The organism is Aliisedimentitalea scapharcae (assembly GCF_045277565.1).
In the GTDB taxonomy this organism is placed as follows: domain Bacteria; phylum Pseudomonadota; class Alphaproteobacteria; order Rhodobacterales; family Rhodobacteraceae; genus Aliisedimentitalea; species Aliisedimentitalea scapharcae.
Map to the genome: position 1 here is coordinate 3674690 of NZ_CP123584.1, position 21753 is coordinate 3696442.

Annotated in this window: 16 protein-coding genes and 1 tRNA gene; 8 read left to right on the forward strand and 9 right to left on the reverse strand. The window is 55.7% G+C overall.

Annotated features, from left to right (window positions below):
* Positions 1 to 9 precede the first annotated feature (9 nt).
* Entirely contained in the window at positions 10 to 3408 is a 3399-nt protein-coding gene (locus tag QEZ52_RS17115) for a CHRD domain-containing protein (RefSeq protein ID WP_406645684.1), read from the forward strand.
* Positions 3332 to 4411 carry a calcium-binding protein gene (locus QEZ52_RS17120; RefSeq protein WP_406645685.1) on the forward strand — a complete coding sequence of 360 codons (1080 nt, stop codon included), beginning with the start codon at positions 3332 to 3334 and terminating at the stop codon, positions 4409 to 4411. Before QEZ52_RS17115 ends, QEZ52_RS17120 begins: the two co-directional genes overlap by 77 nt.
* 273 nt (positions 4412 to 4684) lie before the next feature.
* Here the strand turns inward: QEZ52_RS17120 and QEZ52_RS17125 are convergent, their stop codons facing one another.
* Positions 4685 to 5662, reverse strand: a complete 978-nt coding sequence (locus QEZ52_RS17125) for an AraC family transcriptional regulator ligand-binding domain-containing protein (RefSeq protein WP_406645686.1) — start codon at positions 5660 to 5662, stop codon at positions 4685 to 4687.
* A 153-nt stretch (positions 5663 to 5815) separates the two neighbouring features.
* Between QEZ52_RS17125 and QEZ52_RS17130 the strand changes: the two genes are divergently transcribed.
* Positions 5816 to 7312 carry a DUF1214 domain-containing protein gene (locus QEZ52_RS17130; RefSeq protein WP_406645687.1) on the forward strand — a complete coding sequence of 499 codons (1497 nt, stop codon included), beginning with the start codon at positions 5816 to 5818 and terminating at the stop codon, positions 7310 to 7312.
* A 103-nt stretch (positions 7313 to 7415) separates the two neighbouring features.
* On the forward strand, positions 7416 to 9416 hold the full coding sequence (locus QEZ52_RS17135) for a DUF1214 domain-containing protein (RefSeq protein ID WP_406645688.1): 2001 nt from the start codon (positions 7416 to 7418) through the stop codon (positions 9414 to 9416).
* A 134-nt stretch (positions 9417 to 9550) separates the two neighbouring features.
* Here QEZ52_RS17135 and QEZ52_RS17140 read toward each other — a convergent pair whose 3' ends face one another.
* The 5 genes from QEZ52_RS17140 to QEZ52_RS17160 all read right to left on the reverse strand — a co-directional run bounded on the left by QEZ52_RS17140 (position 9551) and on the right by QEZ52_RS17160 (position 13834).
* The gene (locus tag QEZ52_RS17140) at positions 9551 to 9790 is read right to left on the reverse strand and encodes a hypothetical protein (protein WP_406645689.1); all 240 of its coding nucleotides are present in this window, start codon (positions 9788 to 9790) and stop codon (positions 9551 to 9553) included.
* A 794-nt stretch (positions 9791 to 10584) separates the two neighbouring features.
* Complete coding sequence (locus tag QEZ52_RS17145) at positions 10585 to 11502, reverse strand: TerB family tellurite resistance protein (RefSeq protein WP_406645690.1); 918 nt, start codon at positions 11500 to 11502, stop codon at positions 10585 to 10587.
* On the reverse strand, positions 11502 to 11984 hold the full coding sequence (locus tag QEZ52_RS17150; protein WP_406645691.1) for a hypothetical protein: 483 nt from the start codon (positions 11982 to 11984) through the stop codon (positions 11502 to 11504). The genes QEZ52_RS17145 and QEZ52_RS17150 overlap by 1 nt, the downstream gene beginning before the upstream one ends.
* A 313-nt stretch (positions 11985 to 12297) precedes the next feature.
* A complete protein-coding gene (locus QEZ52_RS17155) occupies positions 12298 to 13614 on the reverse strand; it encodes a DUF6538 domain-containing protein (protein ID WP_406645692.1) in 1317 nt (438 codons plus the stop codon).
* 31 nt (positions 13615 to 13645) lie between these two features.
* Positions 13646 to 13834 carry a hypothetical protein gene (locus QEZ52_RS17160; RefSeq protein ID WP_406645693.1) on the reverse strand — a complete coding sequence of 63 codons (189 nt, stop codon included), beginning with the start codon at positions 13832 to 13834 and terminating at the stop codon, positions 13646 to 13648.
* Positions 13835 to 14494: 660 nt separating this feature from the next.
* Between QEZ52_RS17160 and QEZ52_RS17165 the strand changes: the two genes are divergently transcribed.
* From QEZ52_RS17165 to QEZ52_RS17175, 3 genes are all read left to right on the forward strand, one after another.
* A complete protein-coding gene (locus tag QEZ52_RS17165; protein WP_406645694.1) occupies positions 14495 to 15811 on the forward strand; it encodes a reverse transcriptase domain-containing protein in 1317 nt (438 codons plus the stop codon).
* Positions 15812 to 15884: 73 nt separating this feature from the next.
* Positions 15885 to 16538 carry a DUF6946 family protein gene (locus tag QEZ52_RS17170; protein ID WP_406645695.1) on the forward strand — a complete coding sequence of 218 codons (654 nt, stop codon included), beginning with the start codon at positions 15885 to 15887 and terminating at the stop codon, positions 16536 to 16538.
* A gap of 538 nt (positions 16539 to 17076) precedes the next feature.
* A complete protein-coding gene (locus QEZ52_RS17175) occupies positions 17077 to 18504 on the forward strand; it encodes a hypothetical protein (protein ID WP_406645696.1) in 1428 nt (475 codons plus the stop codon).
* Here the strand turns inward: QEZ52_RS17175 and QEZ52_RS17180 are convergent.
* From QEZ52_RS17180 to QEZ52_RS17190, 3 genes are all read right to left on the reverse strand, one after another.
* Positions 18497 to 19066 (reverse strand): hypothetical protein, encoded by a 570-nt coding sequence (locus QEZ52_RS17180; RefSeq protein ID WP_406645697.1) that lies wholly within the window; start codon positions 19064 to 19066, stop codon positions 18497 to 18499. The two genes, QEZ52_RS17175 and QEZ52_RS17180, sit on opposite strands and share 8 nt — an antisense overlap.
* Positions 19067 to 19587: 521 nt before the next feature.
* A tRNA-Gln gene (locus QEZ52_RS17185) sits at positions 19588 to 19662 on the reverse strand.
* Between the two features lie 96 nt (positions 19663 to 19758).
* Positions 19759 to 20757, reverse strand: a complete 999-nt coding sequence (locus tag QEZ52_RS17190; protein WP_406645698.1) for an NADPH:quinone reductase — start codon at positions 20755 to 20757, stop codon at positions 19759 to 19761.
* An 88-nt stretch (positions 20758 to 20845) separates the two neighbouring features.
* On the opposite strand from QEZ52_RS17190, the gene QEZ52_RS17195 reads away from it, so the two are divergent.
* A complete protein-coding gene (locus QEZ52_RS17195; RefSeq protein WP_406645699.1) occupies positions 20846 to 21751 on the forward strand; it encodes a haloalkane dehalogenase in 906 nt (301 codons plus the stop codon).
* Positions 21752 to 21753: the final 2 nt, after the last annotated feature.

Genomic DNA, 21753 nt, shown 5'->3' on the forward strand with positions numbered 1-21753 from the left:
GGATGGACGATGGCTAGATTTTTCCGGATATCGTTGGATGGACTGCAGGAAGTGCCCGGTGTGGCGTCTACTGCGACAGGCTATGGTTACGCGCTGTACGAAAATACCGGTTTCTCCGAAACGCTGTGGTATCGCATTTTCCTGACCGGTCTGGATTACAGCCTGGTCTTGCCAGAGTCCGGACCTTTTCCAGTCGACATAAGTGATGACGTCACCGGAATCCATTTTCATTCCGGGGCACGTGGCACCAATGGCGAAGTCGTCTTTAACATCCAGACCGAGGATCCGAACGATCTGAACCTGTCGGAGAGCGGCGGAGTGCTGACGATCGAAGGGCAATGGGACGCCCTGGATCCGGCATCCACGCCTTTGGATTTCTTCTCTGTTCCGCTTGGCAACGCCATCGTCGGAAACGACGTGGATCTGTACGTTAATGTCCACACCACCGGAAACCCCGCAGGTGAAATTCGCGGACAGTTCGTTGCGCTTTCGGATGACGAGGCGAACACAATCACCGGCACCCCGGAACTTGACTACCTCTATGGTCTGGGCGGCGGCGATACTTTGGAGGGCCTCGGCGGTCCGGATCTGCTGGATGGTGGCGAGGGGAGCGACACTGCCAGCTACGCAAGCTCGGGCCAGGAGGTCAGCATCAATCTGGCGACGGGGACCGCCACGGGTGGCGATGCCGAAGGCGATGCGCTGGTTTCCATCGAGAACCTGATTGGAACGTCCCGGACAGACGGTTTGTTTGGCGACGCCAACGATAATGTTCTCGAAGGCGGCGACGGTGCCGACGATATCCAGGGCGAAGGCGGGTCCGACACGGCAAGCTACGCAAGCTCGGACGCAGGTGTGACGATCAACCTGGAAACCGAGGAGACAACAGGTGGGGATGCCACAGGTGATATTCTTGTCAGCATCGAGAACCTGACCGGTTCGACCTTTGCAGATGATCTGACCGGAGACGACACAGCAAACCGCCTCGAAGGTCTTGATCAGAATGACACTCTGGCCGGTTTGGCCGGCGCGGACACTCTACTGGGGGGCGACGGTATCGACACCGCCGACTATAGCGCGTCGCCCGATGCCATCGCCGTAGACCTCGGTGCCGGAACCGCGACGGGCGGTGACGCCGAAGACGACAGCCTTAGCGGGATCGAAAACCTCGAAGGGTCGGAGTTCGCCGACGACCTACGCGGCAACGACGATGCCAACCTGATCAACGGGCTTGGGGGCGACGACACGATCGAAGGTGGCGGCGGTGGTGACACGCTGGATGGTGGCACCGGTGCAAATACGCTCAGCTATGGTGGCTCGGCCGCAGGCGTAACCGTGAACCTGCTGGAAAACCTGACCTCGGGCGGGGATGCCGCCGGGGACGATTTGCGCAATTTCGTGCACATTCTGGGATCTCTCTTTGCCGACGATCTGACGGGCGATGCCCAAAACAATCAGCTGCGCGGCGGCACGGGCAACGACGTGTTGGACGGCGGTGCGGGCCTTGATACCGCGCTCTTTTCCGGCCTGTTTGCAGATGCCGAAATCACGTTCGGGGCCGAACAGGTCATTGTGAGCTCTGTGGACGGGGTCGACACGCTGACCGGGATCGAGCAGTTGCAGTTCGACGATCAAACCGTCTCGACTGACGGATTGGCCCCGGTGCCGACGGTTGCGATCACCGGATCCGCCACACAGCGGGAAACGCTGACCGCCGTCCCGGCAAACACCAGCGCGATCGACACATCAACCATTGCCTATCAATGGTTAAGGGACGGGGTGGATATCGCCGGGGCAACGGCGGACAGCTATAGCCTGACGCAGAACGATGTGGGCCAGCCGGTTTCGGTCCGTATGTCGTACACCGACACGGGCGGAACGCAGACCGTTTCAAGCACCCCAACCGCCGCAGTGGCCAACGTGAATGACGCCCCAACCGGTGCTCCGGAAATCAGTGGGGCCGCTCATGTGGGCAACACTCTGACTGCCGATACCAGCGGGATCGACGATGCGGACGGGTTGGGGACGTTTTCATATCAATGGCAGCGCGACGGAGCCGACATCGACGGGGCAACCGGGGCGACCTATGAATTGACGGGTGCAGACTTGGGCGAAGACGTCAGCGTTGCGGTGTCCTTTACTGATGGGCAAGGCACGGATGAAACGCTGACCAGCACGTCCGAGACTGTTCAGCCGCGCCTCACAATCCTGGTCACCACAACGTCCGATACGCTGGATCCCGACGACGGGGTTCTGAGCCTGCGCGAGGCCATCATTCAGGTCAACGCCGAAGAGGGGCCAGATTCGATTCAGCTGGTGCCACTCACATATACCCTGAGCCTGGATTCCACGAGTTACAGGAACGCAGGCGGTTTTGATGACCGTTCTCAACATCTGTCCAGCGAAGGCAATGCACGGGATGGTGACATTGATATCCACGGCGATTTAACCCTTTTGGGCGCCCCAAGTGGCGGCACCCTTGTGGCCAATACAATGGGTACAAGGGCGTTTCACGTTCACTCAGAAGCGCAGGTATATCTGTCCGACTTCCGGATTGATGGCGGGGAAAGGATGGAACCACTGGCCCCCCTGTTGAACGCCCAGGACGGCGGGGCGCTGTTGAATACTGGCGGTGACATCACAATTCACGAAATGGATTTCACCCGAAACCAAATGTATGCAGAGGAAAGAGTTACATATAACTCTTTGGCAAAAAAGAGCGGCAATTTCACAAATGCTCCATCGGAAGGTGGGGCTATTTTCAATGCGTCCAGAACAATTGAGATTACCGATTCACTGTTTTCAGGGAACATGGCAGTTCGTGGTGGCGCAATATCTGCCGCGAGTGGAGAAATCTCTATTGCGTCCACGCAATTCGATCAAAACGCTGTTTATAATCGTTGGCAGCGCTTAGATGGCCACGGCAAGCACGGTTTCAATGAGTATGAAAATGCCGGCCAAGGTGCGGCGATCTATTCGAACCCGTCGGCACAGGTAAATGTCCTGTCCCGGTCCGGCACCGACCCGACAGGGGAAAACGCCACAAGCTTCACCAACAATACAGTAAGCGACGGGTCTGGGACGCTGATCGACGGGAATGTCTATCTGGAAGATCTGATTGACGTCACCGGCAAGGGCAATAACCCCGAAGCGCTCGGAACTGGCGTGACGCGCGATGCGCCGCTGACCCGTGGCACGCTTGCGTCATCTCTGGTGGCCTCGGCCATTGCGGCAGCCACCGCTGGCGAGGCCGTGCTGACCCGGCTGGCCGGGGCTGGACCTGACGGCTGCGGACCTGTTCGAGCCCGATTTCCTGCTGGCGGACAGCCCCTTGGTCTCCCGCTCTGCGACCGAGATCATCCTGCAATTGGGCGGGGCGCGGTTGGTTATCGGTGGCACCGGGCTTAGCCTGCCAGATGATCTTTTGACACCTACGCGTGAAGACCTTCTTGCCGCCGCGCAGGGAACGGTAACATCGCTGGCGCTGACCAACGCGGATGGAACCGAGGTTCAGGCAACCCTCACAGGGTTGGAACAGGATCTGGGCGAACTGGTGGCAATCGCAACCGAAGTTTACGATCCTGCGGTGCCATCAACAATCGAAGTCATCACCGGTGCGCCGGTTCCAACGGTAGAAAGCGAAACGCCACTCGACCTTCCCGGCTCAGAGGTGGATTTGACCGGCACGCCCGGCCCCGATGTTCTGATCGGCACGGCGGGTGATGACACGATATTGGGCTTTGCTGACGCCGACCGGCTGGTGGGCAATGATGGCAATGACAGCATCGACGGCGGCACCGGGCCGGATACGCTGAACGGCGGCCCGGGAAATGACACCATCATCGGCGGACCCGGAGACGACGATCTGCGTGATCAGATTTTCGGTGGTGAAGGCGACGACAGCATCGACGCAGGCGCGGGCAACGACCAGGTGTTTGGCCAGGCGGGCAACGACACCATCGCCGGCGGCGCGGGCGTCGATGACCTGCAGGGCCAGGACGGGGATGACGTGATCACCGGGTCGGCGTTTTCCGATCTGGTGTTTGGCGGCGCGGGCAATGATTTTGTCAACGGCGGCTTTGGCCATGACCGCATCAACGGTGGGTCGGGGGCGGACAAATTCTTTCACGTCGGGATCGCCGATCACGGGTCCGACTGGGTGCAGGATTATGTCGGCGCGGATGGCGATGTGCTGCTGTGGGGTGGCGGACCAGCAACGGCCAGCGATTTTCAGGTCAACCTGGCCCATACCGCCAACGCCGCCGGGGAACGGTCAGGCGATGACGCAGTGCGGGAGGCCTTTGTCATCTATAAACCAACCGAACAGATCATCTGGGCGCTGGTCGATGGCGGCGGCCAAAGCGCGATCAACATCCAGATCCGCGGCGATACCTTCGATCTGCTGGCCTAGGAAGCTGAAACCAGGACGCTCAGGCGGGAGCCGGGCAAGGGTCTTTTGTTCCTGACAGAAAGACCTATGGACGCCTGTCATCGCGGGGTGCGACACGGCGAACCATCTTGAACCTGCTGAAGCCACATGCGACCAGATCGCGCAAATGATAGAGCGACCAGCCCCAGCCATACGTGTTTTGCAGCACTTGCGCACTCGCTGCCCGGCAGGCGTCATTGCTGCCGAAAGGCGAGATTCCGGCAACAGGGTGCGCGTCTGGCCCTGGGATCCAATTCACCTGACCAATGTGTAAGCGGAGCGAGCGTACTTTGATGGAGAAGTTCCAAAGCGTGTCTTGAATGCGCGCGTGAAATTTCCTGGCTCTCGATACCCCAAGGCATCAGCCACTCCGGCTATGGAGCTTCCTTTCAGACGTAAAAGTTCACAGGCACGATCCATTTTTGCGGCATTCAAAAGCTCGCGAAAATGCGTTCCATATGTCGAAAGCTGGCGTTGAACGCTGCGAGGCCCAATACCCATTGCCTGCGACACGCGTTCGAGTGACGCGTTGCGGTCGGCAATCTGCATGTCCACGACAACCCGAATTGACTGAAGCATGTTCGCTGGCGGTGTTTGGCGTTCCCGGATGATATCGCTTCGCGTCGTCGGCATTGCGAGTCCAGGTTTCAGTGCCGGTGCCGCGAGAACAGATTTTGGGAAAACCAGTCGTAACTTGGGGCGGTCGAACAAAGTCGGGCAACCAAATGTTTCTTCGGCCTGTCCACTCCCGCGTTCTTTTGGAAAATCAAACTCGATTCTTGAGGGAGACCAGTTTTGCCCGAGATATGATTGCGGGATGCTCAGCATGGCGGCAACGGCACTGTATGCCATATCAGGGTAGCTAACATGGTTTTTTAAGCCGAATTTATACGCGTAGGATACCGTGTTACCTTGCTGGACGAACTCGACGCGGTCTGTGTTTGAATGCAACCTCATTTCGCGTTGCGCCCGCAAGAGGGCCGCTCCCAAATCGGGGGCAGCAAGTACGAAGCTGCCCCAAGCGCCATAATCCTTTACGGTTAGATATGGCGAGAATAATAAACCAAGATAGTCTTCGCCCAATGCGCGACCAATTCCCGTCACGAATTCGCACAGCGCGTTCTCTGGGATATAGCCCAATCTTTCTCTGATCAGACTTTCAGCCAATCCAGAGTCAGACAACAGACAAAGGGTTTTTCGTTCGCCCAATTCAGAGATAGCAAAATCGGGCATTGCTCCCAGTGCTTTTGCGGTAATCATTGCAGGCGGTTTGGACAGCGCGAAACTCCTTTTTTCCAGTCTGTCGTGAAATGATATTTCTGACAACCATCTTTATGCAATAATCCAATCTGCTTTTAGGGTTCCCAAATTTCGACGGAGATTGCCATGTCATCTATCAAATTCCTGCCCACCTTCGCACTCGCCACGGGACTGTTGTTCTCAGGCTATGTTGCTCAGGCGCAGACCTTTAATGACACGGGCGATATTCTGGCGCGGTCGGCTGAAGTCGAAGATATTGAATATCAAATCATGGTTCAGCGCGCGACGCAGACGGCGCTTTGGGGTATGCCTGCGGCTGGGATGATCGACTTTCTCAAAGGCATCCGCCGGGATCTTGGCGGTGACTACAACGATGTTATCTATTTGAATAAGCCCTTTGATTCCAAACACGGTTTTCTAACGGCCAATGACGTGACGGCCTATGCCTGGGCCTCGATGACTTCGGAACCGGGGCCGTTGGTGATCGAAGTTCCGGCAGCCACAGACACTGTCAGTTATTTTGGTACCATCGTGAATGCATGGGATCAGCCCATTGCTGATGTCGGGCCAGACGGTTTTGACAAGGGCGAAGGTGGCAAATACCTGATGATCCCTCCCGGTTATGACGGCGACATGTCGATCGAGGATATGAAATCCGCCGGGTATCTCCCTTTTGAAACCGACACCTACGAGTACGGCTTTTCGTTCCGTCCACGTCTTTACAACGGGGCCACCGATCTGGACGCCGCCGACTATGCGCAGACCATCAAGATCTATTACCTGTCCGAGGCCGACAACCCGCCCCCCAACACCTATCACGAGGCGTCAGAAGTCCCATACGACTCGCTGCCCTATTACAATCACACCTATTTTCAGGATTTGAACGACTACGTTCAGAACAACCCGATCCGTCCACAGGACAAGATCATGGTGAATTTCCTCAAGGATCTCGGGATCGAAAAGGGAAAACCGTTTGAACCGACCGAGCGTCAGGTGAAGGCCATGAACGAAGGGCTGGTTCTGGCCTATGCCGCCATGCAGCGCTATTTTGTCGAGCCGGGCCTTTCCACCGTTCCCTTGTGGAAGGACAAGGACGGCACCCTTAAAACCCAGTGGCTCGTCTGGGACTTTGCCGAAGGTCAGGCCGAAGCCGGTTTCCCTTATGAAACCGACACCGAAGTTTTGGTCGATGATCGCGCGGGCGGCAGCTATTTCTGGATCACTTACCTGCCCAAGAATTTGGGCGGCGGCACCTTTTATCTGACCGGACTGCGCGACAGCAATAGCGACATGTATGACCACAACGCCACCTACAAGCTGAACGTCCCCGCCGACACGCCTGCGCGGGATTTCTGGTCAGTGATCGTTTATTCGATGGAGACCAAAAGCTTCATCCGCAACGTCGATCCGGTTGGCCTGTCGTCACGCGATGCCGATACGATGCAGTCCAACGACGATGGATCATATGACATCTATTTTGGCCCAAAGGCACCGGAAGGGCACGAAAGCAACTGGATCCCCACCCCTGAAAGCTACTTCCTGTTGTTCCGCCTTTATGGGCCAGAAGAAGGTTGGCTGCAAAGCGGCTGGGTTCTGCCGGATCTAGAAAAAATCACTCAGTAATTTGGCGTTCCAAATGACAAAGACTCGTGGCCCTGAACGGGGCCGCGGAATGCGGGCCACAAAGTGGGGCAAACATTTGTTCACGACAAGGGAGAGATTCACCATGAAAACACGCTTTAAGCTCAAGGCCTGTACGGCTGCCTTGGCGTTGACCGTTGGATTGGCCGCCAGCACGGGACATGCGCAAACCGTGCGCAAACCCGGAACAGACATCCGTGCCCAAGCCATTGGGGAACTGACGGACGAACGCGTCCGCGAAGTTCTGGTCGAAGAGGGCCGCGTTTCCATGAGCGGCGGCTTTTTCGAAACCGACAGCGCCGATTTGGGCGGCACTTCAAATCAGGTGCTGTTCAAATTGGCAAGTGCTATGGGGCTGCATCCGAACATGAGATTGGCCATTGTTGGTCACACCGACAGCGTTGGCGATTTCAACTATAACGTCAGCCTATCCCATCGTCGCGCTGCGGCGGTGCGAAATGCTCTGATGGGTGAGCCCTACAATGTTGCGCCCGAACGTCTCGTTGCCATGGGGGCGGGTTCCATCAGCCCGGTCGCTTCGAACAAGAGCGATGAGGGTCGCGCCCTGAACCGTCGCGTCGAATTTGTCCTGCTGGATGAAACTGTAGAGGCGCTACCACAAGAAGAGATCGTCATGCCCGCGCAGTCGACTGCGGAATATGCGGCGGCTGTCCCGGAAAATGTTCTGACGCCCGATCTTGTCCGCACCAGAACTCTGGGTGATTTGCGGTTCTTTGACGGGATGCCTTTGCCAGAGACCGTGCAAACGACTTTTGACAATCTGGATCTGATGCGGGCCACCTCCGCGTTTCTTGATGGGATGAAGATCGCATCGCTTCGTGGCATGTTCCAGGGATACGAGGATGTAGGCGCTGCGCCGAATGACATTGTCATCACCGAGACCCTGATGAACGCAAGGTCGATCTGGCTGACGCCGAATACGACAACGATCTATATCGGATCCAACGTCGATATCGCGGACGGCCCGGTCGTCATCGAAGTGCCTGCCGGACTGCTGGGGCTGCTGGATGACGCGGCATTTGAATATGTTGCAGATATCGGTGCGCTGGGTGCGGACAAGGGCAAAGGCGGCAAGTATCTGCTGCTTCATCACGATGATGAAACGCCCGTGCCCGAAGGGTATTTCGAGCTGCGCACAAAAACCAATGAACACTGGCTGTTGTTGCGTCGTTCGCCGGATGCCGACGGTAGCACCGCCGGTCCCGTGGCGAAAATCAAGGCGGGTCTGAACGTCTATTCGCTGTCCGAGGCCGCCAATCCCCCGGCCGAGAAATTCATCAATGTCTCAGATGTTCAATACAACACGGTTCACGCCAACAACGAAGATTTCTTTCACGAAATCAAAGTTGCCTTGGACAACAATCCGATTGGCGCATTCAACCCCGAGATTGTCGGGACTTTCGCCTCTATCGGTCTGAAAAAAGGGGTACCGTTTGAGCCCGATGCCCGGATGCGGGACATCATGGTCGAGGCTGCGTCAATCGCCAATGCTACTGCGCGTTCGATTACATATGCGGCGCGTGATCCTGGTGTCTATTTCTATGAAGATCGCAAGTGGAACTCGCCTTTCCAGCGGCAAAGCTATTTGTTCGAGGAAGATGGCGCTCGAATTCTGGATGACCGGACCTACTTCTTTTACATGGCGACGGGTATTACGCCTGCCATGACCTCACCACCTGTCGGATCCGGTTCGGTCTATGCGATGACTGCGCGGGATGTGAATGGCGACTACCTGGATGGGTCCAAGACATACAGCGTAACGCTTCCTGGCCCAGTTCCTGCCAACAACTTCTGGTCCTTCATGCTTTACAGCGGCCAAACCCGATCAATCCTTGAAACCGATCAGAAATCCGGCGGAATCGATTCCAACCGCGAAGGGATAAAAGCGAATGACGACGGCAGCTATACCGTCTACTTCGGCCCCAAAGCTCCGGAAGGTCGGGAAAACAACTGGGCCCAAACCGCACCGGGTCGAAGCTTTAATGCGATGATGCGTCTCTATGGACCGCTCGAACCCTGGTTTGACAAAAGCTGGAAGCCCGGAGATTTTATTCCGGTCGAGTAGAACTCTCAAAGGCGGGCAACCGGAACAGTGAGCTGTCTGGTTGCCCGCATTCCCAAGACTGGGGACAGCATAATCTTTGGTTGTTCAAACCCATGTCGTATAAACGCCATGGGTTTTTGTTGGCCGGCCCAATTTCAAGAGCGCGTTAATTCAAAAAACCGAGACAGGAATTCGTCCTTGGACTGACTCGCAGACCAGGCCTGAATACGCTCAGGCCGCTTTGTGCTCGGGGCACCTTCGGGCCAAGGCGCAGGTTCGGGCACCATCAGCGACGCCTTTTCGTCAACAAGCAATTGCACATCAGCACGTTTCAATTCAGGGCATTTCAGGTCGTTGGCATCAATGCCAAAGGCTTCGGCAATGACCCGCTCCATCCTGTCCTCAAAAATTTTGAATTCAGCCAAGTGCTTTTTGAGCGGAGACGGGACATCACCCAGGTAGGCTTCAGCCGCATCGTGCAACAATCCCGCAAGAGCGAGCTCCGGCTGTATTTCATAAGAAACGTGAACCGAATGTTCAGCAACCGAGTAGAACTAGGTACCGTGGCCATTGAACCGACATAACATCGAAAGAGCATGTGCAATATCTTCGATATCAATCATCCAAACTTCAGGTTGAACGACACTGACCTGCTTGCCGCTCACGGACTGTATCCATCCCATTTTCATTTTCTCTTTTCTGATTTGGACTGGTTATCAAACAGAGCCAATTCAAACGCAATGTCGCTCTTGTATTGAAGGTACCCACCGCCTTCTATGCATTACTTGTACCTATTCCCCGGCACCTTGGCTGCCCCCTCAGAAAAAGGAAGGGGGGCGGCGGATAGAATGGGTCACCAGAGCACGGCCAAGACCCTGAGGGCGGCCACATTCCCGTCCATCACCAATGATCTGATCTAGCAGGTGCCAGCACTCCGCCAATCCACTCAGAAGGCCCGAAAATAACTGGGTCACTTTCCGGTCAACTGGATCGCTTAGCTGTTTAGATCATTCAGGAAAGGCCGATGGCTGGGGTGGTAGGAAACCTTGCCTCCCATTGATTACTATCGGTTTTTCTGAGTGAGGGGTCGATCTGGGGCGGTTGCTGGGGCAGAACGGAGCCCTAGCGGAGTGAGGCCTGGGGCATTTTGGCTGGACCGAGGGCGATTGGCTGTGGAGGCGTGATAACGCTAGCCGTTGCCTTCGATATCTGGTTCGGTTTTCCCTTCCTCGCCGTCTTTTCGCCTCAATGGATTTAAGCTTGCTATTCGCGACGGAGCGCGGCCAATCACACCGCCAACCGCCGCAGCTGCTGAACCAATGGCGTTACCCACCGGTGCGACGGATCTAGATACGGAAAACTTTCCTTCATCAGCAAAAACCTTTGCGATCCGTTCCAAGGCCATTTCTTCGCGTTCATCCAGGATGCCATCCGCTTCAGCCACAGTTTGCAGGAAGGTCATAATGTCCGAATACATATGCTCAAAACTGCAATCCGGGTTATCTCGAGTGAAAGCGCCAAGCGTTTGCGCCGTGGCTTTGATGTTGTATTCTTCTAGTCGAAGTTTCACGAACTCGAACCCACGCTCGGCGAATTGATCCGAATAGCCCCACTCTTCAACGAAATAGCGCCTAATGGCTGCTTCTTCTGCTTCTTCGACTTTTCCGTCAACTTGGGCAACCTTCATCGCGAGAGGGGCCAATAAGTCGAAAATTCCTAACCCCAAGACGTCCAGCGGTGTGTTGATGAATGTGGGAATTACGGTCGTCTTGCTGTTGTTAGACTTCAGATAACGGGTAATTCCGAGCCACGCGCCACCAGATATAACGCTAGCCGCAGCGATCCAACCGACCGGAGTGGCCGCAGTCGCAGTGCCGATTCCCATAGCAGCGAGCAAACTTGGAGCGGCAAAGAACTTCTGAGCGATCATCGCAGAGCTAGCAACTTGAGCCCCTGTCGCCGCAACGCCAGCAACGTCCCAAGCTTCAAATAGCGCCTTTTTCACTCGTACGGACGTATAGGCGTTCTCACCAATGCCCAGCTTAGCCTTGAACCGCAGATCGTCGTGAACGACGTCATCGACACCGTCAAACCAACCGTGCTCCATTAGCTAACCCCTGATTTGAGTGCGTCAAACTCAACCAACGATGCCATTACCCGCCGCTCGAGTGCTTTGTCTGAAATATCCATGACTGCTCCTGCGGACATCCCGAACAGAATTAGGATGGGAGTAACGACCGGACCAAGAACCCATCCAATCACTGGAATTGAACTAATAAGCGTCCCTGCTATCGCTCCGAACACCACACCAAAGGTTGTGTTTGGATAAGACTTTATAACAGTAAGAACAGTCTCAAGTATCTTTTGGCCGATCTTGACCACTGTCTCCCCGACGCGGATTACCTTCGTTGCGATTTGGAACAGAAGCGCCTTTACATCAGCCGACACATCCAAATTGTCGATTTTTGCCTTCAACTCACCAGTCGACAAATCCAATGTTGCCATTGATTGGAGTTCTTCGGCTGAAACATCAGATATTTCCTGAGTGACCGCCTCTCCAGTATCGTCCGCTATCCCGCTAACCTTCATTGCAAACCTCTAAGCTCAACTACGTAACCAGCTATAATATCAGTGTTTTCCCTTCCATTCTCGCCGCGTAAATTCGAAGCGGCAAGAAAAAAATGTCATTGTGATCCCCCGGCAACCCGCTAAGGGCCGCCGAGGGAAAGTCATCAGGGTGGTCTTCGGTTAACGACATAGTCCGCCAACCACTGCCAGTAGGCGTCAGCGTCACGAAACCCTTGAGCTCTTGCTGCAAGGTTCTCAGCCGCCCTACGAGAAAGACCGCCATCGTATTCAGCGATAGCGGCCCTCTCTTCGAACGCATCAATGTCAGGTATCGTCATGAGGCAACCGTCCCTGTCGGGAGACGTATCTGATCGACGATGCCACGCTTTTGCTCATCGCTGATGCCAGCACTGTAGATGCCATAGGTCAGCCCATTTTCAGATCGGGCCGATTGGTGCCCGACGAGGCTGGCCGTGAAGTGTTCGGGTACGCCGGTGCGTTCGCACTGTGTAACGAACCACTTCCGGGTCGAGTGAAAGACTAGCCCTGGGCGTTCCAGCCGCAATCGCCGACGCAATGCCGCAAACCCCTTGGTCACATGATTCACGGTCAACTCAGGGAACAGCGGCCCCACCGACGGCAAGTGGCGGAACACCTCATCAAGTCGAGAATGCACGGGAACTAACCGCTCTGCAGCATCAGTCTTTAGCAGGCGCAGTTCGTTGGGGCGAACATGGACGAAACACCCAAGATTCCCCTTTGCCACCAGATCTTCCCGAAGCAACCCGACCGCTTCCCCAGCTCGCATTCCTGATAGCAGACAGGTCAGCAGTACGGGGTGTAACGGGTCCCGCGTTGTCAGCAATCGCGCCACTTCGTCATCGGTCGGTACGGCATAGGGTCGGGGCCTGACCTTCTGATCGAACAGAACCGAGTTGAAGGGGTTGGCCTCTATGACCCCCTCATAGACGCAGGACTCGAGCCAGTGGTTGACCTGAGACCAGATGCGCCGCTGTGTCCGGGCGGTGATCTTGATCGTCGCGAGTTCAGAATAGGCGACCAGTTGATCCAGGGTCAGACCCCGGGTTCTGTCCGACTTGCCGATCATGGGTGACAACCGGGCAATCAACCCAAGGAATTCCCGACCATCAGACCGGGTCAGACTGCATACCGACCGGTCGCCGTATTTTGAGGCGAACAGACCCACCGAATACCGCACCGATTTGAACCCACCGGGCCGTAACTCGTTGCTGCGTCGGTTAAGATATACTCTGCTCTGGTCACGAACCGAAACCTTCTCTCGCGCCACCAATGGGTTGAACTCGGGGCGTTCCAGAACAGTACCGGAGTGCTCCAGAGTGGCCCGCAGGTGATCAAGGGCGGTCGTCGGATTCTCCAACCATCCATGGGTGTTACGGGTGCTCTGGGGGTCACTCAGGGCCAGTTCAGCGCCAGCTCGGACTTCCACGACGAGCGTTTCATAGCGAGCGTTCACTTCAGCTGCCCTGACGCGGGCCGTCGAGGCGTCGCCGGTCTTCAGCGACTGTTTCAGGGCCTGCTGACCCAGTGCAACCGCCACGTCCTTTGGCCAGTTGCGTCGATACAGCCACGTATGGCCCTTCAAGTACGCATAACGTATCTGAGCAGACATGCGTCTCCTCCTTTTCTGATTTTTGGGGGGGTTAGGTTGCCCGGGAGTGGACCCTGAGAATAAGATCGATATCCGGCTCACCGTATTCGCCTTCAAAAGGTCCGGTGATCGAATATCCGCCGACGCAATCGTCATAGACCTCTGAAACCCGGAAAAGGTGCTCTGGCCAGTCTTCAGATGCGCGGATGACTACGATGTCGTCAGGCTGCAGGTCAGTCATCGGCACTCTTCCACGCATAGGCGACCGCAATGACGGTCAGGGTAGCGACTGCGGGATGTGAGCGAGAGGCCACCCAGAGCAGGGTTGTCAGGACCGCCTTAGGTGGTGGGTTCGCCAGTAGCTCTCGGATCAGAGAGTCAAGTGATTTCAGATTAGTCATAATTCAAGCTCCTGTAATTGCTTCTATTTTAGATGCATCAAGAGTCTCGGTTTTTTGGATGATGCCTCAATCACAGATTGACTGCCTGCGACCTTGGAGTTAGCGTCCCGTTACTGGCGTAGTAGCCGAGGCGACGTGGGCGCAGTACCGGATGTTCATGGCATCGATGGCGCGTCAGTTGGATAACGACTGGCGTGACGGTGGGGTAGCAAAACACCTACCGGAATCCCTGACTCTTAGCCCACGTCGCCGATCAATTTGGAAAATTTATGCAGAACGCAATTAAGCAAGAAATCAAACGGTTATCGAAGAAAGCCTTTGCAAAGCGAGATCGTGAGGCAAAAAAAGAGGAAAAATACCGACAGTAGTTTAAAAAGCGAACCGGCGTCCCAGCAGGTATCCCAAAGCCAAAAACTGCACTAGTAAAGCCCAAGCATTTTGATCCTAAGTACTGTTCCCGTAACGCAAACTTTCTATCGAAGACGCTTTGGCACAAGGTTTTGGAAAAAACCTACGAGCCGGAGCCTGCTATTAACTACCAGATACCAAAGCCGGATGGCAGCAAGAGAAGTATTATGGCCTTCTCAATCCCAGATGCTGCACTGGCTAACGTAGTTCTCAAACGAACCAGAGATCGCAATACAAAGCGGCTATCTCCTTCTTCTTATGCCTATCACCCCGACAAGAACGTGTTCGATGCAGTCTTGGCACTTCAGGAATATGATCACGACGGTAAGCTTTTTGCGGTGCAAATCGATTTCGAAAAATACTTTGATAATATCCCGTCATGGTACCTCGATGCCAAGATTAACGATGCAAAGAAAATCAGCCTGACACCACATGAGCGCTATGTCTTTGACAGGTTTATGCATCACAGATCGGCTGAGCCGAAAGCCTATAACGCTGGTAAGTTTGCAAGGCGATATAAGGGGACGCCTCAGGGGTCTTCAGTCTCGCTTCTGCTCGCTAACCTAGCTAACCATGATTTAGATGTGAAACTGGCGTCAACTGCTGGCAAGTTTGTCCGATTTGCGGACGATGTGGTGGCACTTTGCAGCAGCTACGATCAAGCTCAACGGATAGAAGAGTGCTTTGTTGGACATTGTAGAGCCAGTGGCTTGGTTTTAAATGGCGAGAAATCCCCTGGAATAGCAATAATTTCGGATGAGACCCAGGAGTTGAGGACCTATCCACATGTTGACTACCTCGGCTACAGAATAAGTGATGCTGGGCTGTCAATGCCTGAAAAAACCATAAGCCGGATGAAAACGCGCGCCTCTAGGCTGATCAACCTGTACCTTATCCAGTATCTCAACGTCGGCTACAACAAATCGCGAGCGAGTATCCATCCTAAGCAATACGACTGGGATCTTCTGGGGTTGATATATGAATTGCGCCGATCATTGTACGGCGGGTTGTCGGAGGCAGATCTACATGGGTTTATTTTTGACGGAAAAAAGTTGCCTAAAATGAAGGGGTTGATGGGGTTCTACTGCCTCCTAGACGACCCTGAGGCACTAAGAGAGCTGGACGGTTGGCTGTTAAGCACAGTCCGCAGGGCGATGAAAAAACGGCAGCAGATTCTTCAAAGAAGCTACGGTGCAAAATGCCCACTTCCAACCAATAGAGAATTAGCCCTTGGTGAGTGGATCGACCCAACTGCATGGCGAGGAGGTGATAGTCCCGAAACCCGCATGCCTAGTTTTATTCGGGGATGGCGGGCAGCAAGAAAGCACTTCTATACGTTCGGGCTGGAGCAAGTACAGGCACCTAGTTATGGGGCCTACACGGACGTGGCTGATCTATTTGATTATTGAACTGCTCATCCAACCTGGGCCAGCAGTCTCAGACATAGTTGACGGTTCGCCGGTGAGCCTCGATAGTTGCCCCATGCGTAAGATCTATGTCCCGACTGCAGGCCCTGAAGACTGGCGAGCCATGCTGGCTGACCCTGTTAAGCAATGGAGGCAGGGGTTCTCAGCAGTCTCAGCGGCGCAATCCTGGGAGGCGGCTGATGGCCTGCCGACCGAAGTGGCCCAGATACTCGGGCCTGATGCTGAACTGCTGCTGGCGATCCCGGAACACAAAGTACCGCTGCCGGGAGGATCGCGAGCGTCCCAGTGCGACGTCTTCGCTCTGGTATCGACAGCAACCGGGATCTGCGCCGTCTCGGTGGAGGCCAAAGTCAACGAGCCGTTCGGTCCGACAGTCGGAGAGTGGTTGCGCGACCCTAGTGAAGGCAAGGTGACGAGGTTGACGGCTATCTGTGAAATGCTGGGCGTGGCCTTCCCACCACCAGATGACCTGCGCTACCAGCTATTCCACCGTGCTGCAGCAGCCATCGTCGAGGCGTCCAGGTTCCAGACGTCTTCAGCGGCGATGATCGTGCAGTCGTTTTCTCCGGAGCACCGCTGGTATGACGATTTTTCGGTCTTCTGCGATTACTGCGGTGTTAACGCGGAACGAGGAGTGCCTCTGACGGTCGAACTGCCCGATGGTCGTCGACTGACGCTGGGTTGGGCCACCGGGTCTCCCCTGGACTAACTCCAACAGCCCCAGACGCTCCAAACTGCCCGTCTCTTTGCTCGGCAACTGCCCCAGGCCTCACTCCGCTAGGGCTCCGTTCTGCCCCAGCAACCGCCCCAGATCGACCCCTCACTCAGAAAAACCGATAGTAATCAATGGGAGGCAAGGTTTCCTACCACCCCAGCCATCGGCCTTTTCCTGAATGATCTAAACACCTAAGCGATCTGGTTGACCGGAAAGTGCCCCAGTTTCTGCCCCAGTTGGGTTGCACGCTGACTGGTAGCTGATGGGGCTAATATCGCATGCGACGGGTGCTGCCAGGTCGCTAGCCGGGCGCTAACGTCTTCAAAGGCTGATCCGGGAGGGATGTACTTGGATGGGTCTATTTCCGGGGCCTAGGACTGACCCTCGATCCTATCGTTATCCTTTCTACCCGAACCCCCTTCCTTCTTCTGAGGGGTCAGCTAAGGTGCTGGGGAATAGGTATAAGTAATGAATAGAAGACGTAGGGAGAGACCCCAGGTTCTTCCTTCCTAACCTAGAAGAAAGGTGACCTATGGGAGACATCGAGAACCCCTGGCACTCCCGCCCCATCGACGTCCACCGCTGGTCAGACCATCCCGAGGTTGCGGGCCTGTGTGATCGGATCTGGGACGGGTACCTGCCGAGTGATCAAACATCGGGGCCGAAGCCGAAGACCGCCTTCCGCCACCAGTTACGGGTTCTGGTCCTGGATCTCTATGTGGCTTGGCTGGAAGACCCGGAGCTCTGCATCGGCGTCTCAATGTCATCGAACTACTGGGACACGACTTCCCGCTATAACGCTCTTCACATCTCCAAGAAGATCATCCCGATCATCCACGCCCTTGATCATGCTGGGCTGCTTGACTTGGCCAAGGGAAGCTTCTCAGGTCCTTTTGTTCGGGGAAACAGAACAACGAGGATCCGGGCCTCTGAAGTGTTGCGGGGATGGTTCGCGGAGGTGACGTTCCAGCGTGATGACATCGGGCGGGCCACTGGTGAAGAACTGATAATTCTCCGGGACACCGAAGAAGGGCTGGTTGAGTATGACGATACCGACCAGACAATTAGAATGCGGGAAGAATTGCGCCGCTATAATGAGGTCATTGCCCATGCTTTCATAGATATACCTGTTCTGGACGCACCCAGAGTCGATGACGTAGCGATTGACAGGTATCATGAGCGAACCCGCCGGATCTTCAGTCGGTCAGACTGGGGAATGAATGGCCGGTTCTATGGCGGTTGGTGGCAAAGTCTGAACAGCGACTGGAGATCCAGGATATTCATCAACGATACCCCCGTGGTTGAGGTGGATTTCCGTGGTCTGCATGTCTCGCTGCTGAGCCTTGAGGCTGGAGTGGAACTGGATGGTGACCCCTATGAAGTCTCTGAGCGGCTTTTGGGTGGCGTCCCGACACAACTGCAACGCTCTCTGATCAAGAAGCTGGTGCTAACAGCTATCAACGCAGGGTCAAAGGACTCTGCATTCAAGAGCCTTCGCGATGGTTTCCCGACCGGTCATGCAGGCAAAACCCTGACCAATGAACAGCTTGAGAGGCTGCTTGCGGCGTTCCTGGAGCGATCACCCCATCTAGAAGACCAACTGTTCAAGGACCAAGGTATCCGACTGATGAACCTAGATGGTCAGATCTCAGAGTGGGTACATCGCCATTTCTCGGATCAGGGTGTTCCAGTTCTGTCGGTCCATGACAGCTATCTGATCGACTATACACGGGTCGGTGAGCTGAAGCGGGTCATGGCTTTCGCGTCTGAAAGGGTGTGTGGGGCGGCATTGCCAACATCAAACGAGTTCTTTGGCCTGGATGAGGTGGACCCGACCGCTGAACACGTCCAGGACTATGTGACGTGGAGGCAGACGCCCCGGTCGGAGGGCTATCTGCAGCGGCTGGCTGAGCATGAGCGGCGGATTGGAAGAGCTGTTGAGCCGTTTACACTCACCTAGCTTCCTTTTTGGGAACGAAGGCATCCATAGCGTTTATCAATACGCAAATAGCTTGCTCGAAATTGTCGTGCTGATCATCAACACCCCTCTTCCATTTGACGCCATGGAAAGCGTTGTTTCGAAGGCGGTAAACTACGAGAAGGAGACCGATTAGCTTTCCTTGGGGCGTGCTGATACTTCCGAGCAGAGCGCTTCGTATGCCCGCTACAGTCTCCTTGTTCGGCTGCATTTTTTGGCTGCCGCCGACCAAAGCGTTGAAGCGTTCGCCCTTGATTTTCCCTTCCTCGACGTACCTCTGCGTATAGTATGCGAAGGCCTCTTCGAACGCGGTAAAGTCATAGTCAGCAGGCACTTTCTCATTTACGAAGCTAGTGATGCTTTCTGGGCTTGCATTGTTATCAAGAGCTTGGAACTCAAAAATGCTCCATACTATTGAGAAGTACATCAGCGTGGCTTTGATTTGCGGGTTCAGATCACGATATCCGTACTGCCTATCTCCAAGCCAGTTATCCAAAACCGTTGCAGCTTTTTTGGTATCTCTGAAATTTGGTCGCTCGATCATTGCAAATTTTTCACCCTTTCCAATCCCGATGTTTGATCACTCGGCAGGTACCCGTCCCAGATCCGATCACACAGGCCCGCAACCTCGGGATGGTCTGACCAGCGGTGGACGTCGATGGGGCGGGAGTGCCAGGGGTTCTCGATGTCTCCCATAGGTCACCTTTCTTCTAGGTTAGGAAGGAAGAACCTGGGGTCTCTCCCTACGCCTTCTATTCATTACTTATACCTATTCCCCAGCACCTTAGCTGACACCTCAGAAGAAGGAAGGGGGTTCGGGTAGAAAGGATAACGATAGGATCGAGGGTCAGTCCTAGGCCCCGGAAATAGACCCATCCAAGTACATCCCTCCCGGATCAGCCTTTGAAGACGTTAGCGCCCGGCTAGCGACCTGGCAGCACCCGTCGCATGCGATATTAGCCCCATCAGCTACCAGTCAGCGTGCAACCCAACTGGGGCAGAAACTGGGGCACTTTCCGGTCAACCAGATCGCTTAGGTGTTTAGATCATTCAGGAAAAGGCCGATGGCTGGGGTGGTAGGATTCGAACCTACGATCTTCAGTACCAAAAACTGTTGCCTTACCACTTGGCCACACCCCATCGGTGAGCGCGTATTTAGGCCGCCTTTTGGGGCGACGCAAGGGGGATTTTCAAAAAGAACACAACTTTTTTCCTCCCCCTTACACCACTTGGGAGTCAGCCGGTTCCACCGACCTTGAGCAGTACGCCACCGGCCCGATTTCCTGCCTCGAGCGTTTCATGGGCCTGCACAAAATCATCCCTGTCATAGATCACTGAAATTTCCGATCGCAACGCCCCGGACAGCAGCGCCTCGTTCAAAACCGCGATCGCGGCGGCGCGCTGTGCCTGTGGCAGCAGGTAGATCAGAATAACATCCAGCGTCACTGCCTTGAACAGCAATGGATAGAACGGCAGCGTCGGCGTCATATTCAGAGCCGAGCCATAGGCGGCAATTGTTCCATTTTCCACAATGACTTGGGTATCAACATCAATATTGGCACCCAGCTCGACTTCGACGATCAGATCGACAGGGCGACCGTCGTTGGCGGCCAAAATCTGGTCCCCCAGATCAGCTGCTGCGTATTCCAGAACCACATCCGCTCCAGAGGTCCTGGCCCGGTCCCGGCTTTTGGAGCTGCAGGTGGCGATCACCTTTGCGCCGCCCCATTTGGCCAATTGCGCCGCCAGATGGCCAACGGATCCGGCCGCGCCCTGCACCAGGACGGTTTTGCCGGCAACCGGTCCTGCACAGAATACGGCGTGCGCGGCGGTCAGCCCTGGAATGCCCAGGGTCGCACCAGTTTCCAGGCTCACATCCGCGGGCAATGCAACGGCCTGTTCGGACGGCAGGGTGATCTGTTCTGCTGCCGTGCCCATCGGGCGTTTCCACTGGCCGTTCCAGATCCAGACCCGTTCACCGATCCTGCCTGGCGACACCCCGTCGCCCACCGCAGAAATCACACCGGATCCGTCGCTGTGGGGGATGATATAAGGCCAAGGCAGGTCGCTGACGCCGACACGGGTTCCGGCACGGGCCTTGAAATCGGACGGGTTGGCCCCGGAATAGACCAGATCGACGGTGACCTCACCCGAGGCTGGTGCCGGACAGCCGATCTCTTCGATCTGCAACACATCGGCCGCAGATCCGAGCCTGCGATACGTGATGGCTTTCATGGGGGCTGATCCTTTCGTGTCGTGGCGTTCCAATGGCGCGCTGCCGCAGAATTGTTACGCTTGGATAGAAACGGGAGGAGAGAGACAAATGCAAGTGCTGCGCACGCCCGACGATCGGTTCCAGGGGCTCAAGGATTATGATTTCGCCTCCAATTACCTTACGTTATCCGGCCCCGATGCGATCCGCATGCATTATCTGGACGAAGGTCCCGCCAGCGAAGGCCCGGTGTTGTGCCTGCATGGCGAACCGACATGGTCCTATCTGTATCGCCACATGATCCCGGTTTTCACAGCAGCAGGACATCGTGTGATCGCCCCGGATCTGGTGGGGTTCGGGAAGTCCGACAAACCTGTCGCACGGGCGGACTATAGCTATCAGACCCATGTGGATTGGCTGACGGACGCAGTTATCCAGCTGGACTTGCGCGAAATCACCCTGGTCTGTCAGGACTGGGGCGGGTTGATCGGGCTGCGGTTGTGGGCCGACATGCCGGATCGGGTTGCCCGTGTGGTGGTGGCCAATACGGCCCTTCCGACCGGAGACCACCCGATGAACGACGCCTTCAAAAGCTGGCGCGCCTATAGCCAGGCGGCCGAACCGTTCAATTCGGGGCGCATTGTCCATGGCGGAACGATCAACAAACTGACCGACGAGGAGATCGCCGCCTATAACGCCCCCTTCCCGGATGAAAGCCATTTGGCGGGCGCGCGACAGTTTCCGATGCTGGTGCCCGACAGTCCCGAGGATCCGGCAGCAGAACCGAATCGGCAGGCGTGGACAGTATTACACACGCTGGACACGCCGGTGCTGACCCTGTTCGGAGCAGAAGACAAGGTGATGGCCGGGGTGGATCGGGTGTTCCAAAAACTGCCGGGTGCCCACGGGCAACCCCATGCACTCCTGCCTGGAGCCGGGCATTTCCTACAGGAAGATGTGGGGCCGGAATTGGCCCGGCGCACCTGCGATTTCATCGCGAGCACGCCGGTGAGTTGAGC